15 protein-coding genes are annotated in these 14,288 nt (G+C 63.8%); 5 read left to right on the forward strand and 10 right to left on the reverse strand.

The features are described 5' to 3' along the window. Positions 1 to 28: 28 nt before the first annotated feature. From AC1TPF_RS06115 to AC1TPF_RS06130, 4 genes are all read right to left on the reverse strand, one after another. Positions 29 to 1,219 carry a MaoC family dehydratase gene (locus AC1TPF_RS06115; protein ID WP_482136013.1) on the reverse strand — a complete coding sequence of 397 codons (1,191 nt, stop codon included), beginning with the start codon at positions 1,217 to 1,219 and terminating at the stop codon, positions 29 to 31. 15 nt (positions 1,220 to 1,234) lie between these two features. After that, complete coding sequence (gene acuI / locus AC1TPF_RS06120; protein ID WP_482143102.1) at positions 1,235 to 2,218, reverse strand: acrylyl-CoA reductase (NADPH); 984 nt, start codon at positions 2,216 to 2,218, stop codon at positions 1,235 to 1,237. A 105-nt stretch (positions 2,219 to 2,323) separates the two neighbouring features. Next, positions 2,324 to 3,079 (reverse strand): SDR family NAD(P)-dependent oxidoreductase, encoded by a 756-nt coding sequence (locus AC1TPF_RS06125; protein WP_482143103.1) that lies wholly within the window; start codon positions 3,077 to 3,079, stop codon positions 2,324 to 2,326. Continuing rightward, positions 3,076 to 4,599, reverse strand: coding sequence for a class I adenylate-forming enzyme family protein (locus AC1TPF_RS06130; protein WP_482143104.1), 1,524 nt, complete (start codon positions 4,597 to 4,599; stop codon positions 3,076 to 3,078). Before AC1TPF_RS06130 ends, AC1TPF_RS06125 begins: the two co-directional genes overlap by 4 nt. A gap of 74 nt (positions 4,600 to 4,673) precedes the next feature. On the opposite strand from AC1TPF_RS06130, the gene AC1TPF_RS06135 reads away from it, so the two are divergent. From AC1TPF_RS06135 to AC1TPF_RS06155, 5 genes are all read left to right on the forward strand, one after another. After that, positions 4,674 to 5,831, forward strand: a complete 1,158-nt coding sequence (locus tag AC1TPF_RS06135; protein ID WP_482136009.1) for a CaiB/BaiF CoA transferase family protein — start codon at positions 4,674 to 4,676, stop codon at positions 5,829 to 5,831. Continuing rightward, complete coding sequence (locus tag AC1TPF_RS06140; RefSeq protein WP_482143106.1) at positions 5,831 to 7,093, forward strand: acetyl-CoA hydrolase/transferase family protein; 1,263 nt, start codon at positions 5,831 to 5,833, stop codon at positions 7,091 to 7,093. Before AC1TPF_RS06135 ends, AC1TPF_RS06140 begins: the two co-directional genes overlap by 1 nt. Then, a complete protein-coding gene (locus tag AC1TPF_RS06145; RefSeq protein ID WP_482143107.1) occupies positions 7,093 to 7,857 on the forward strand; it encodes an enoyl-CoA hydratase/isomerase family protein in 765 nt (254 codons plus the stop codon). Before AC1TPF_RS06140 ends, AC1TPF_RS06145 begins: the two co-directional genes overlap by 1 nt. 87 nt (positions 7,858 to 7,944) lie before the next feature. Then, on the forward strand, positions 7,945 to 8,172 hold the full coding sequence (locus AC1TPF_RS06150; RefSeq protein ID WP_482143109.1) for a hypothetical protein: 228 nt from the start codon (positions 7,945 to 7,947) through the stop codon (positions 8,170 to 8,172). Positions 8,173 to 8,286: 114 nt separating this feature from the next. Next, positions 8,287 to 10,035 (forward strand): HNH endonuclease signature motif containing protein, encoded by a 1,749-nt coding sequence (locus AC1TPF_RS06155; RefSeq protein WP_482143110.1) that lies wholly within the window; start codon positions 8,287 to 8,289, stop codon positions 10,033 to 10,035. Between the two features lie 16 nt (positions 10,036 to 10,051). Here the strand turns inward: AC1TPF_RS06155 and AC1TPF_RS06160 are convergent, their stop codons facing one another. The 6 genes from AC1TPF_RS06160 to AC1TPF_RS06185 are packed head-to-tail and all read right to left on the reverse strand — an operon-like array spanning position 10,052 to position 14,287. Further along, a complete protein-coding gene (locus tag AC1TPF_RS06160) occupies positions 10,052 to 10,660 on the reverse strand; it encodes a carboxymuconolactone decarboxylase family protein (protein ID WP_482143112.1) in 609 nt (202 codons plus the stop codon). Then, a complete protein-coding gene (locus AC1TPF_RS06165) occupies positions 10,660 to 11,403 on the reverse strand; it encodes an SDR family NAD(P)-dependent oxidoreductase (RefSeq protein ID WP_482143114.1) in 744 nt (247 codons plus the stop codon). The genes AC1TPF_RS06160 and AC1TPF_RS06165 overlap by 1 nt, the downstream gene beginning before the upstream one ends. Further along, positions 11,400 to 12,233: a TauD/TfdA dioxygenase family protein gene (locus AC1TPF_RS06170; RefSeq protein ID WP_482136001.1), complete on the reverse strand. Its 834-nt coding sequence runs from the start codon at positions 12,231 to 12,233 to the stop codon at positions 11,400 to 11,402. Before AC1TPF_RS06170 ends, AC1TPF_RS06165 begins: the two co-directional genes overlap by 4 nt. A 45-nt stretch (positions 12,234 to 12,278) precedes the next feature. Further along, complete coding sequence (locus AC1TPF_RS06175; RefSeq protein WP_482136000.1) at positions 12,279 to 12,839, reverse strand: nuclear transport factor 2 family protein; 561 nt, start codon at positions 12,837 to 12,839, stop codon at positions 12,279 to 12,281. Between the two features lie 41 nt (positions 12,840 to 12,880). Further along, on the reverse strand, positions 12,881 to 13,741 hold the full coding sequence (locus tag AC1TPF_RS06180; protein WP_482143116.1) for an SDR family NAD(P)-dependent oxidoreductase: 861 nt from the start codon (positions 13,739 to 13,741) through the stop codon (positions 12,881 to 12,883). 9 nt (positions 13,742 to 13,750) lie between these two features. After that, the gene (locus AC1TPF_RS06185) at positions 13,751 to 14,287 is read right to left on the reverse strand and encodes a nuclear transport factor 2 family protein (protein WP_482143118.1); all 537 of its coding nucleotides are present in this window, start codon (positions 14,285 to 14,287) and stop codon (positions 13,751 to 13,753) included. Position 14,288 lies beyond the last annotated feature (1 nt).

Below are 14,288 nucleotides of genomic sequence, written 5' to 3' on the forward strand. Positions count from 1 at the left end.
GTTGTCGTCTTTGTCGCGGCTGGGTCTGTCAGAGCGGTAGTTCGACCTCGGCGGTGCAGGTCACCAGTGTGGTGCCGTCCTGGCTGGTGAGCTTCAGCTTGATCTGGACAAGCGGTACGCCCCACTCGGAGTCGGCCTTCTTGTCCACGATCTCGGCGTCGAAGTAGGTCACATCTCCCTCGAATGCGGGTCCGCGGAAATCGGCCTTGGTGTGCCGGACCATGCCGTCATGGCCGGCCCAGTTGGCGAGGAAGTCGGTGCACCAGGCACCCATCGTGGCGCCGTACCCGTAGGCGCGTGCCATGCCGACCTCACCGGCCTTGTCGGCGTCGATGTGTCCACGCGAGGGGCCGACATATAGGCCGTCCCGTTTGCGTGGATCGATCTTGGCGCCCTCCTCGTCGAAGCCGAAGCCCTCGACCCACCCCGGATCCTGATAGACCCAGGGATCGTCGACCCCTTCGGGTGCAACCCATTGGAAAGTGCCCCAGATGTTGAACAGGAAGGCGCGGTATTCGGTGGTGAAGCTCGCGATGGTGTGTGGACCGATCACCCGGCGGTGGAGTTTGTCGCCGACGTTGACCTCATCGAAGTGCGGTGAGACGCCCAATCGGTTGGACATGAGCCAGTCGTCCCGGAGCTTTTCTACTTCGAGTAGCTCGGCATTGGTCCACTTCTTGACCACGCCGATCTCGTTGTCGTACATACCGCGCTTGGTGGCCTCGGCCGCGAGATAGCGGATGGCGGTCGACCGCTCCCTGGCGACCAATGCCCCGTGCTGATTCTTGTGGGCGGTGTCGCCGCGGGAGAACATGGTGGGGCCGGCAAACTTCGTCTCGGCCACCTTGTAGTCGTGAAACCACCTGTCCTGGAACAGTTTGTCGCCCGGTCGCACGGGTGTGCCGTAGAACCACCATTCCTCGCCACCGAAGATCAGGTGGCTGTTCGGGATATGCCCCACACAGGCAGGCGCCGCCCCGTGTCCGTAGTCCAGGCCCACCGCGATGGACTGCGGTGCCACGAGCCCACCGAACTTCGAATTGCGCGCGAACTCCTCATCCCAGTGCAAGGGGTTCGGGTTGTCCATCGCCATCACCCATCGGCGGATGTCCGAGGTGCTGCAGGGGTCCCAGAGTTGCCCGCCGCCAACGGGTTTGCCCACCCGGTGGTCGACGTCGGTCAGGTCGAGCTGGACGGCTTCGGTCTCGCTAGTGGTCATGTGTGTACTCCTGTTTCAGCGATTGACGTCGACAACGATGCGGCCACGCACGGTGCCGTCCATCAACTGGTCGGCTGCTTTGATCGATTCCGCAAGGGAGATCTCGGTGGCGATCGACTCCAGGGCGCCTGGATCGAGGTCGCGGGACAGGCGGGCCCAGGCGGTGATCCGTCGCTCGATGGGTGCCATCACGCTGTCGATGCCCAGGAGCGATACCCCACGCAGGATGAACGGCGCGACCGATGCCGGGAAGTCCATGCCCTGGGCGAGACCGCAGGCGGCAACGGTGCCGCCGTAGCGGGTCTGCGCGCAGGCGTTGGCCAGGGTGAAGCTGCCGACCGAGTCGACAACACCTGCCCAGCGTTCCTTCTGCATCGGCTTGCCCTTTTCGGAGAGCTCGGCCCGATCGACGACGGTGGATGCTCCGAGCGCCTGGAGATACTCGACCTCGGAGGTCTTGCCGGTGGAGGCGGCCACGGTGAAGCCAGCCTTGGTCAACAGTGCGATCGCAACGCTGCCGACGCCGCCGGTGGCTCCGGTCACCAGGATCTCGCCCTGCTCGGGGCGCACGCCTGCGTTGACCAGCGCCTCGACGCAGAGGCTCGCGGTGTAACCGGCGGTGCCGATCGCCATGGCCTGCTTGGCGGTGAACTCGGCGGGCAGCGGTACCAGCCAGTCGCCGTTGAGGCTGGCGCGCTGGGCGAAGCCGCCCCAGTGGGTTTCACCGACACCCCAGCCGTTGAGGACGACCCGATCGCCCGTGGACCACTTGCTGTGCGAGCTGGCCGTGACGGTGCCTGCCAGGTCGATGCCGGGCACCATCGGGAATTTGCGGACCACCGGGGACTTGCCGGTGATGGCAAGTGCGTCTTTGAAATTGAGTGAGGAGTAGTCCACGTCTATCTGGACGTTTCCCTCGGGAAGCTCGGATTCCTCGACGTTTTTGAGGGCAACGGATTGCCCTGCTTCGCCCTTTTCGATGACAACTGCCGAAAACATGAGAGAAGTAGTCCTTTCAACCGCCCCAAGTGGGGCAACAATGTGGCCGACATTACGTCAATCCTCGTAAGGATTGCAATGCTTACAGGTGCTAATCGCCGGGAGTCAGCGTGCTGTCCATCCGCCGTCGACCACGATGGTCTGGCCGGTGACATAACTCCCGGCATCGGAGGCGAGCCAGAGCACGGCGCCGACAATGTCTTGCGCGGAACCTTCTTTCGGTAGGGGTGTGTTGCGGCGTAGGTACTCCGAGGCCCGCTCGCTGGTGTAGAGAGGGCCGGTGATCTCACTGCGGAAGAAGCCGGGTGCCACGGTGTTCACCCGGATCGAGTGCCTGGCCCACTGCACCGCGAGTTCGGCCGTCAGCCCGGACAGCCCGGCCTTGCTTGCGGCATAAGACGCCTGCGGGATCCCGGGGATGCCGACCTGGCCACTGATCGACGAGATGTTCACGATCGAACCGCCGCCTGCTTCGACCAGGTGGGGAAAAGCGCTCTGGGCCAAGAGGAAAGGTGCCATCAGATTCAGGCCGAGGGTCTGCCGGATGGCCTCCAGCGGCTCGGACTCCGCCTTCTCCTCGGTGAACATGCTGCCTGCGCCGTTGATGATGATGTCCGGTGGTCCGAGTTCGTCCACCACGGTCGGCACGATTGTGCCGACCTGTTCGAGGTCGGACAGGTCGCAGGCGACCGCAAGACCGTTGATCCGTTCGGCGACCGCGCTCAGCCTGTCTTTGCGCCGCGCCACCACCGCAACCCGGGCGCCGGCCTCGGTCAGGGTTTCCGCGACCGCAACCCCCAGTCCTGACGATCCGCCGGTCACGATTGCGACTTTGCCCTTGAGATTGAACAGCTCGCTCACGCGGTGGTTCCCTTCGAGGTGACCTGTCGGCTGGGAATGCGTTGTTGCTCAACGAACTCGGCAAGCCCGGCCCGCTGCACCTTGCCCATCGCGTTCACCGGCAGCGCATCGACCTGGGTCCAGGTCTCGGGGACTTTGTACGACGACACCTCGCGACGGCAATGCGCCGTGAGATCGTCGAAATCCAATGTGGAGAACGAACTCTCGACCACCGCCGCCACTCGCTGTCCCAGGCGGTCATCGGGGATCGGGTACACCGCCACCTTCTCGACGTCCGGGTGCGTGCTGATTGCTCGCTCCACCTCGAGTGGATAGACGTTGGCCCCGCCGCGGATGATCACCAGCTTCTTGCGGTCGATCACCGTCAGCCACCCGGAGCCGTCGACGGTTCCGATGTCGCCGGTCGGTAGCGGGCCCGGCGCTGCCTCATCGAGCCCGTCCGGACCCCAGTGCCCGAGCAGGGGTCGCCAGGCCCCGGCCCATTCTCCGCCGGGAGCAGCGGCCAACTTCAGCTCTCCGGATTTGCCTGCAGGCAGTCGATTGTTGTTGTCGTCGTACGCGGCGACGTCGAAGTGCGGCAGTATCTGCCCGCTGGCCCGCACTCGCCACTGGCCATCGGGTGGATCGATCGAGACGACAGTGGGTGCCTCGGTCAGGCCGTAGGTGACGCGGGGGATCAGTCCGTGGGCGTCGGCGAATTCCTGCCGCAGGGCGTCGGACGTGTCTCCGCCGCCGCTCCACACCTCACGCAACGAGCTCAGGTCGGCGTCGGGACGGCGGGCGAGGTCGTAGAGCTGCGCGGGCGCACCGTTCCACACCGTCACGCGCCGGGTGCTGATCCACTCGATGAGGCCATCGACATCACGACGGTTCATCACCACCGCGCACCCGCCGGCCTGGGCGGTGAGCAGTGTCGACAGAACCATGAGGTTGAGGATCGTCAGGGGGAAGCTGTCGCCCTTGCGCAGGTCGGGACCCCATCCGCGGGTCTTGTTGAGCACGGCACCGGGCAACAGGAGATTTCGGTGGCTGTGGACCACGGCCTTGGCGCGACCCGAGGTGCCGCTGGTGAACGCGATCCCGGCCGGTGAATCGATGTCCGGCTCCACATCCGGTGCCTCGAAGTCGCTGCGAAGCAACTCGGACCATCGTTCGGGCTCAACACATTCCGGGCCGGTCACCTTGCCATTCGTTCCCGACAGCACCGCAGTGGGTCCGCACAGGTCGATGATGTCCTGTTGCTCGCCTGCCGACAGTGCTTCTCCGACGCCGGCCCAGATCGCACCGATCCGCTGGGCGCCATGGAATGCCGCCACGATGTCGAGATCGTTGGGCAGGCAGGCGGTGACCCGATCGCCCGGACGTACGCCCAATGACCACAGTGCGCCTGCGGCCCGTCGGGCCTGATCATCGAGTTCGATGTACGTCCAGATGCCGGAGGCGGCCTCGACCGCGGGGGCATCCGGGCGCTCCGTGACCGCGCGGTCCAGGACGTTTCCGATCGGCTTGAAAATCTCCACCTGCTAGTCATACCACTATCCTTGTAAACATTGACCTGATAGCTTGGGTTCGTTGTCGAAGAGGCGGGTTAGGGATGAAACACACAGGTCCGTTGGTCGGCGTACGCGTGGTCGATCTGACGGCAATGGTCATGGGCCCCTACTGCACTCAGGTGATGGCAGACATGGGCGCCGACGTCATCAAGATCGAGATCCCGGCCGGGGACAACACCCGATACATCTCGGTGGGTCCCGAACCGGGCATGGGTGGCGTGTTCGTGAACGTGAATCGCGGCAAGCGCAGCGTTGTCCTCGATCTGCGAACCGACGAGGACAAGCAGGTCCTGCGTGACCTGATCAGCGGCGCCGACGTGTTCATCCACTCGATGCGCGGGACGGCGATCGCCAAACTCGGCTTCGACTACGACGCGGTCGCCGCGATCAACCCGTCGATCATCTACACCAACTGCTACGGGTACGGCCGCCGCGGCCCGGACGCGAACCTCACCGCCTACGACGACACCATCCAGGCCGAATGCGGACTGCCGTATGCGCAGGAGCAGCTCACCGGCGAGCCCGGCTATGTCGGCACGATCATCGCCGACAAGGTCGCCGGGATGACGGCGCTCTACGCCACCACGATGGCGCTGTTCCATCGCGAACGCACCGGCGAAGGTCAGGAGGTCGAGGTGGCGATGTTCGAGACCATGGCCGCGTTCATGCTGGTCGAACATGCCGGCGGTGCGATGTTCACGCCGCCCCTCGGACCGGCGGCCTATCACCGCGCGGTGTCGCCGAACCGAAAGCCGTACCGCACCAAGGATGGACACATCTCGGCGCTGGTCTACAACGACAAGCAATGGGACGCGTTTGTTGCTGCCGTCGCCCCCGAATGGGCGGGTGAGCATTTTGCCACCCTCGGGCAGCGCGCCGCGCGGATCAACGAGGTGTACTCGCTTCTGGGAGAAACGTTTTCAGAGCGCACCACCCAGGAGTGGCTCGACCTGCTGCGTTCGTTGGATATCCCGGCTGCGCCCGTCCGGTCACTCGACGAATTGTTCGACAACCCTCACCTGGAGGCGGTGGACTTCTTCGAAGAGGTCGAATCGCCTTATGGTTCAGTCCGTTTCCCCGGTCCGCCCACCTGGTTCTCCCGAACACCCGGACGGATCGACAGTGCGGCCCCCAGACTCGGTGAGAACACCGAAGAGGTCAAGGCCCAGGTGCGCTCGGCAGACGGGGCCTGGTCCTGATGGCGGCTTCCACGGCGATCGACCTGCAGCAGTATCTGCTCCCTGGCGATCGGATCGTGATCGGTCAGGCCTGTGGTGAACCCACGACACTCATCGAAGCCCTGATCGAGCAGGGTCACGAGGTGGGCGGGCTGTCGGCGTTCATCTCGACCAGCTTCTCCGGGCTCTTCACGCCGGAGACGGCCAAGAGTTTTTCGCTGTCGAGCATGGGTGCGATGGGCTCGTTGCGGGTGATGAGCAAGGCCCATGAGCTCGATGTCGTTCCGTGCCACGTCGGACAGATCGCCCCGATGATCGCGGGGGGTCACATGGGCTGCGACATCGCATTGATACAGGTCAGTCCCGCCGATGCGGAAGGCAACCACAGCCTCGGACTCATCAGCGATTACGTACAGGCCGCGGTCGCCAGGGCGCGCGTTGTCATCGCCGAAGTCAACGATCAGGTGCCGTACACCTGCGGCGAGAAGGTGCCCGCCACCGCGATCGATTACGCCGTGCACGTCTCGCGGACTCCGGTCGAGGTGACGTCTGCACCGATCAGCGACACCGATCTGGCGATGGCCGAACATGCGGCGGCGTTCATCGGTGACGGTTCGGTCATCCAGATGGGTATCGGCGCGGTCCCGGAGGTGATGTTGCGGCTCCTGCGCGATCGCCGCGATCTGGGTGTGCATTCCGGCATGGTCGGCGATGGGCTGGTGGACCTGATCGAGGCCGGGGCAGTCACCAACGCCCGCAAGCGGATCGACCGCGGCGTGAGTATCGCCGGTGCCCTGATCGGGACCCGGCGGTTGTACGACTTCGCTCATCAGAACCCCGAACTCCGGATGTGCAACACGGCGTACACCCATGAGGCGGCCGTGATGGCGCAACTCGACAACTTGGTGACCATCAATTCGGCGTTGGAAGTGGATCTGACCGGGCAGGTCAACGCCGAGCAGAGTGGCGCCGCCTATCTCGGCGGCACCGGTGGTCAGCTCGACTTTGTTCGCGGGGGCGCACGCTCGCCGGGTGGGCACGCGATCATCGCGCTCCCGGCAACCGCGAAGAAGGGAACGATAAGCCGCATCACTGCCCAGCTGTCGGGTCCGGTCACCACGCCGCGCAGTGATGTCGACGTGATCGTCACCGAGTTCGGCGCCGCGCAGCTACGTGGCCAGAGTTTGGCCGAGCGCACCAAACGCCTTATCGCCATTGCGCATCCGGACTTCCAGGAAGAACTCTCGCGCGAGGCGCACATCATTCAGCAGAGGGGATATTAGTGAGCGACGCCGTCCTGTTCGATGCCCGCGACGACGGGATAGCGATCATCACGATCAATCGTCCCGACACCCGTAACTGCCTGTCGCTGGAGGTTCGCGAAGGCTTGCGTGATGCCTGGGAACGTTTCGAGAACGACACCGCGCTACGGGTGGCGATCCTGACCGGCGCCGGTGAGACATTCTGTGCCGGAGGTGATCTCAAGGAGATGGTCGCGGCCGGGATTGCGGTGCCGCCACGCGACATGTTCGCGCTTCCCTATGACACCGTCGAACTGTCGAAACCGACCATCGCGGCGGTCAACGGATACGCCTTCGCGGGCGGCTGGATGATCGCGCAGGCCTGTGATCTGTGTGTAGCCAGCACCAGCGCGAAGTTTGCCGTCACCGAGGTGAAGGTCGGCCGGAGTTCACCATGGGCGTCGCCGCTGATCCACATGATCCCGCAACGGATCATGATGGAAATCCTGCTCACCGGAAAACCGATTACCGCGCAGCGCGCCTATGAAATCGGCCTGGTCAACCGGATCGCCGAGCCGGAGGGCTTGCTGAGCGAGGCGATCGCGCTTGCGAAGGACATCCTGGCCGGCGCGCCGCTATCGGTGAAGGCCGCGCGCGACACGGTGATGATCGCGACCGAGATGGGCCGGTCGGAGGCATTGGCCGCGGCCAGGGCCGCCGCCGAAGACTGCTACAACAGCGCAGATGCCCAAGAAGGGCCCGCTGCGTTTGCGCAGAAACGGGCCCCTGTGTGGAGCGGAGCCTGAAGCGCGGCAGTTGGTGACCCGTTGGAATCGCCACGGTGCCTTACGGCATGGGTACGCTCGTGGAGCACGGCAACCTGAGGGGTTGATATGTCAGAACCCGCAGATGAGGCGGCGCACACGGACGCTGACTTCGGCGAATCGCAGCGTGGATCGGTCGACTCCAATGTTCGGGCACGAATCTTCGAAGATCTTGCAACGGCCGACTATCGTAGAACCCTCGCCGGCCGCGGGATCACAACGGTCGCACTCGACGAAGCGGGGCGGCTCGTCAAACATCGACCGGACGGCAGCACGGCAATGCTCGACCGCGAGTGACACCTGAGTTGCGGTGTGGGCTATCAGGGGCAACGGACCCACCGGGCAGATCTATGGAAAGACGTCCAGGCTGGCTGAGAAGTGGTGTCGGACCCCTCATCTAGGCTCGCTTGTATGTTCGATGGGGAGATCGAAAATGCAGGTGGGGACGATGAAATCGGCCCTGTCGAGTCGCTGGGTGTCAACGAGTTGTTACGTAACACCGAACTTGCGATGGCCCAGCAGTCGCGGATGGAGTGGGAGCGATACGCCGCTGCGGCGATGCTGCATCGACATCTCGTCGAGCCCATCGCCGGGTCTGAGGCGGAGATGCGGGCTCTTGATCCGTTCGCCCAGTGTGCGGCGAGATTGTCTGCGGCGCAGGGGTTGACGCAACGGACCGCGGAGCTGCAGATCAATCGCGGGGTGGCGTTGCGGGATCGCCTGCCTGCGGTCAATGCGCTGTTGAAGGCGGGACGGGTTGCTGCACACCATGTCCCTGACATCATTGCCCGGACCGAGTTGATCGAGGGTTCGGCCCATATGACTGAGATCGATCGCGGTATCGCCGAGGCGCTGGGTCGGCGTGGGTCGTGGTCGAAGGGTCGGATGCGAGACATGGTTGATGCGATCATTTTCCGCCGCGATCCGGATCTGGTCCGCAACAACCGGGAGGATGCGAAGAAGAATCGTGGGGTGTGGGCCAACAACACCGACCACGGGATGGCGGTGATGGACGCGCATTCCACGGCTGAGGAATTGGCGATGATCATGGCGCGGTTGGAGAAGCTGGCCATGGCCACGTGTAAGGCCGATCCGCGGAAGAAGTCTGACCGGATGGCTGATGCGTTGTTCGCCACGGTGATGGGCCGTGAGTTCCTTTGTGAATGCCCGAACGACCCAAAACACCCCTGCACCGCTGAGATTGTCACCGTTCCTGCCGGCCAATTGGTTTCGGGTGTGGACGTGAAGATCGTGCTGCACGTGATCACCGATCACGTCACCCTCGACGGTCGCGCCGAGAATCCAGGATTTCTGGATGGTCACGGCGTGATCTCTGCCGATCACGTTCGCGATATCGCAGCCCGCCCGGAAACCGTGCAGCGGCCAATGGGCAACAAACCTGCGCCCGCACAGTCGGAGCAACCAGAACCAGTGCAGCCAGAACCAGCGCTGCCCGAGCAGGGGACACCAAAACCGAAGCGGCCGAACGTGTACGTGCGCCGACCTCAGAACCCTTCAGTCGAGAACCTCCCCGATGACGGCGGCGACAGTGCCGTCGTCACAGCGCCGTTTCCACAGGTGATTCCACTCCCGGCCACCCAACCTGGTGATCAATACCGGCCCTCGGTCGTCTTGGACACTTACCTTCGAATCCGGGACGTCTACTGCATGTGGCCTGGATGTGAGCACAAGGCCTGGGGCGCCGACCTTGACCACACCTGCGAGTACAACCACAACGAGCCTGAAGCCGGTGGTTGCACCCATCCGTCAGAGATGAAGACGCTGTGCCGTTTTCACCATCTGTTGAAGACGTACTCCGATTGGCTCGACGACCAATACCCCGACTCCGAGACCGGGCGGACCCGGCTGATTTTCACCACACCCGAAGGCCGCAACTACCACGGCCCAGGCTGGACCGGCGACGATCTGTTCCCCACCTTGAGGCTCATCGTCTTCGACAACAAAAGAGGCTCACCAAGCCGGCAGCCAACTGCATCGTCCGTCAAACCGGAAACCCGCCAACAGTCGCGCACCGCAGCGAAACACGCACGCCGTCAACAGGAACGGATGGCCAACCGCCGACAGCGTCAACTGGAAGAGCAACTCACTCAGAAACGCCGCGAGGAACGGGGACGCGACAGTCCGCCACCGACGTACTGATGTTCGTCCCGGCGACCTAGCGGGCAGCAGGTAGGAAGGGGCGCAACCCGTCCTCGGGTTCGATCCCGAAGGACCGCAACGACATTGCCAGCATCGAGTAGCAGCCGACGGTGAAGACCACGTCCATCAGTTTCTGCTCGTCGAACTCACCGGCGAGCACACCCCACGTCTGCTCGTTCACGATGCCGTCGTTCAGCAACTGGTCCACCGATTGCAGAAGGGCGCGTTCGATCGGAATCCATTCCGGGGCATCAGGACCGGTGGCGATCCGGGTGATCTCGTCGGCGGTCATACCGGCCCGGTCGGCGAGGATGACGTGCTGTGCCCACTCGTACTCGGCATTCCGTAGGTGCGCCACCCTCAATACCAGCAGCTCACGCTCGCGGACCGACAACGCAGACCCCGACAACAGATGTTTGTTGAAGGTCAGGAAAGCCATTGCCAGCGACGGGTAGCGGGCCAGCGTGCCGAGCAGGTTGTCGCCCGCTTGCCGACCCTCTTCTGGTCCGGCACTCGCGACCGATGAACGGAATCCGTCGACAAAGGCCTGCATCTCGGCGGACCAATCCGCTCTGCGGGCCGGCGGTATCCGGGGAACAACAGATACGCGTACATCTTCGGGCATTACGTGTTCCGCCCGCCGTTGACACCGATGATCTGTCCGGTGATGTAGCCGGCTTCCTCGCTGACGAGGAATGCGCACGTGGCCGCAATATCTTCGGGCTGACCGATCCGGCCGACCGGGGTCTTGGCAACCTGCGCCTCGACGTCGACCAACCCCGTATCAACGGTCCGGCGGAGCATCGGGGTGTCGATGAATCCGGGCGGCACGGTGTTGACAGTGATTCCGCGCCTGCCGAATTCGAGTGCCAGCACCTTCGTCAGTCCGACCACACCGGACTTGGCGGTCACGTAGCTGCCGAGACCGGGCGATCCGCTGTGGACGCTGGAGGATGAGATGTTGACGATCCGACCCCAGCCTTCTTCGAGCATCTCCGGGATCACCGCCTGAGAGCAGTGGAATGCGCTGGTCAGGTTGATTGCCAGCGCACGATTCCAGGTCTCGAGGGTGATGTCGAGGAACGGTTCGGCGACGGTCAGGCCGGCGTTGTTCACCAGGACCGTCGGACGTCCCAGCGTGGACTTGACCTCGGCGATGGCCGAGTCGATCCGGTCCCGGTCGGTGACGTCGACGGCGAGGCCGATGGCCTTGCCGCCGGCCTTTTCGATCTCGATCGCCGCGGCCTCGGCAGCGGCGCCGTTGATATCGAAGATGGCAACCAGATTGCCATCAGCGGCAAAACGTTTGGCTATGGCATTGCCGATCCCGGAGGCGCCCCCGGTGACAATTGCTGTGCGGTCACTCATTTGATCTTCTCCTGGCCTGCGACGGTGGATCGGTGCATTGTTCGTGGCTTGAGCCGGTCGAAGTCTCGGACGCGATGGACCAGGCCGGTGTTGTCCCAGAGCACCGTGTCACCCTCGGACCAGCTGTGCTGACAGACCAGGCCGGGTGCCGTGATGCGTTCTTGCAGTTCCTTCAGCAGTGCGCGGCCTTCGTCGATGTCCATGCCGACGATGTGGGATGCCGTCGCCCCCAGCACCAGTGAGCGCCGACCGGAATCGTGCTCCCACACCAGCGGATGTTCACGAACAGAGCGAGAAGCCCACTCGGTCACCTGTTCCGGTGTCGGATTCGGATAGGTCAGCCGCTGGATGGCCTCGAAGGTGTGGACCACCCGCAGGTCGGCAAACCGTTCCTTCTCCTCGTCGGTCAGCGCCTCGTAGGCCGCATAGGTACTGGCGAACTCGGTCTCACCGCCTTCGGCCGACGTCACCCGAGCGGTCAGCATCGATGTCTTCGGGGCGATCTCGTCGAGCAACCCGTCGATATGCCAAAAGCAGTTGCTGGCGAAGTACTCGGCGTTCGGGTTGCTGGGATCGAAGCTGATCTCCATCACCTCGGCGGTCTCCGGCGGTAGGTGGGAGAAGTTGATCAGCTTGCCCAGCTTGCGGCAGAACTCGACCAGTGTCTCATCGTCGGCGTTCAGCTCCGGAAACAGTAGTACGGAATGGGTTTCGAGGGCCTCGGCGACTTGATCGGCCAGATCGGGATCAGTGGTCAGACGAGCGGGGTCGACATCCAGCACCTTCGCTCCAACGGTGTCCGAAAGCCGCTCGACGGCAAGTGTGGTCATGGTCCTTCTCCTAGATACTGGGGGTTCGGTGAATCGGTTGCCGGATCAGGTGGGAATGAAGGCGGGCCGGATGTTCGACAGCGGACGCTGATACGACGGATCGCCGGTGCTGCGTGACGGGGTGCCGTTGAGAAAGACATCCGGAACATCGCTGAACGGGATGTCCATGGTCGGAACCAGGCCCGACCACTCGATCGCGTTGGTGCGCAAGGCGATCTTCCACTGCCCGTCGCGACGTTCGACCCGGTCGATGTAGCGCCCGCCGGCAATCCAGTTGCTGTCGTCGCGATTTCGGCCGACGAACAGGTAGTAGGTCTCGGTATGGGCCACATCGCCCTCGATGTCACAGGTGTGGTTCAGCAGGTTGTGGTGGGTGGCGATCTGGCCCTGCTCGTGCATGGGGGAGGCCCAGTCGTACAGGTCGGTCGGACCACCGACGAACTCGCCGGCAGCGATGGTGGCATCGGTATGAAATGCGGACAGGAACAGGTCTCGATCGAATCGGTCCATGCCCCGGGAGAACCGGGTCAGGGCGTCGAGGATCTCCTGACGGTCGATGAGTTCTTCCAGCTTTGCTTGCCGCTCCGGCGTGGCCAACGTGCTCACGATGTCCTCCAGTTCTGGTGATTGGTGCGATGCATTTGATGTCAGACGGGTGACCAGATCGGCGATCCGCGAGTGGAACGCAGCGATGGAATCGCCCTGCCGTCAATGTCTTTGATGCCGTAGTCGTCGCCGAGCTCGGCGGTGATGAAGGTTCCACCGCTGCGATCGAGGAGATCGGGATCGTTGAGCAGAGCCGCGATCACCCGTCCCGGATACTCGGGGGAGCAACCATTCTCGGGTCGGGTCGCGGCCTGTTCGCCGAGGTGCTCGATCGCAGCGAGATTTCGCTCCGCCCGCTCCGTGAATGTTAGCCCTTGCCACAGCGAGATCGACGTGATGCCAAATGGTTTCAACTCGACGGCCATGTCTCGCGACATGCGGTCGGCAGCCGACTTGGCGGTACCGAAGACGACCCCATAGGTGTAGGAGACCCCGGTGTATCCAGAGATGGCCACCATCAGGCCGGACTTCTGTGGCGCCATGATCTTGGCGGCGTGCCAGGCGGCGACAAAGTTTGATCGCACACCCACATCCATCATCTGCCAGTTGGACAGTGGCTTCTCCCAGAAGGGATCCGGATCGGTCAGATCGTCGGGCAGCGCGAAGGCGTTGTTGACCAGAAGGTCCAGGCGCCCCTGTTCCTGCCGAACCTGGTCGAACAGTGAGGCAACCTGGTTGTCTTGCGAATGATCCACCGCGACGGCAATACCTTTGCCGCCCCGGCGGTCACATTCCTCGGCCGTTTCGCCGATGGTCCCGGGCAACGGGTCCACCCCCGCCCGCACCGTGCGGCCGGTGACGTACACCGTGGCGCCCTGCTGCGCCAGCGCCAGCGCGATACCTTTTCCGATACCGCGGCTGGCGCCGGTCACAACAGCGACCCTGCCCTCGAGAGAGTTCACCGGAGACCCTCAGAGCCGATCGGCTGCAGCGAAGAAGTGCTCGCTGTGATCGCCGACCGATCTGGCGGTGTAGTGGTCACCGGAGAGTGGTGCACCCATCAAGCCCTGCGACCAGTCCGCCGACGCGCCGTCGTTACGGACCCAGTCATAGAGCATGGTGCGGTGCGCGATACGCCATTCGCCGCCCCGTTTTTCCATCCGGTCGAGATACCGCCCGCCGATCACGGCATCGCTTTCCTCGGTACCCATATTGACCCGGTGATAAGCCGATACATGGGTTTCGGACAGTGCCACATCGCCATTCAGCTCCGTCAATGTCTGCCCGAGGGTGTGCTGGGTGACGGTGATCGCCGGCGAGCCCGGCACCACCCACGCCAGGTATTCGTCGAAAGAGCCGGCGAAGATCCCGAAGTCGGTGGTGGCGTCCGGCCAGTAGGAGGTAGTGATCAGTTCCGCATCTCGCCGATCCTCGCCGCGGGCGACCCGGGCGAGGCACGTGCGAATTGCATGGTGGTCGAGTAGAGCCTCCAGATCGTTGCCGCTCATC

Source organism: Williamsia sp. Y853, assembly GCF_056786495.1.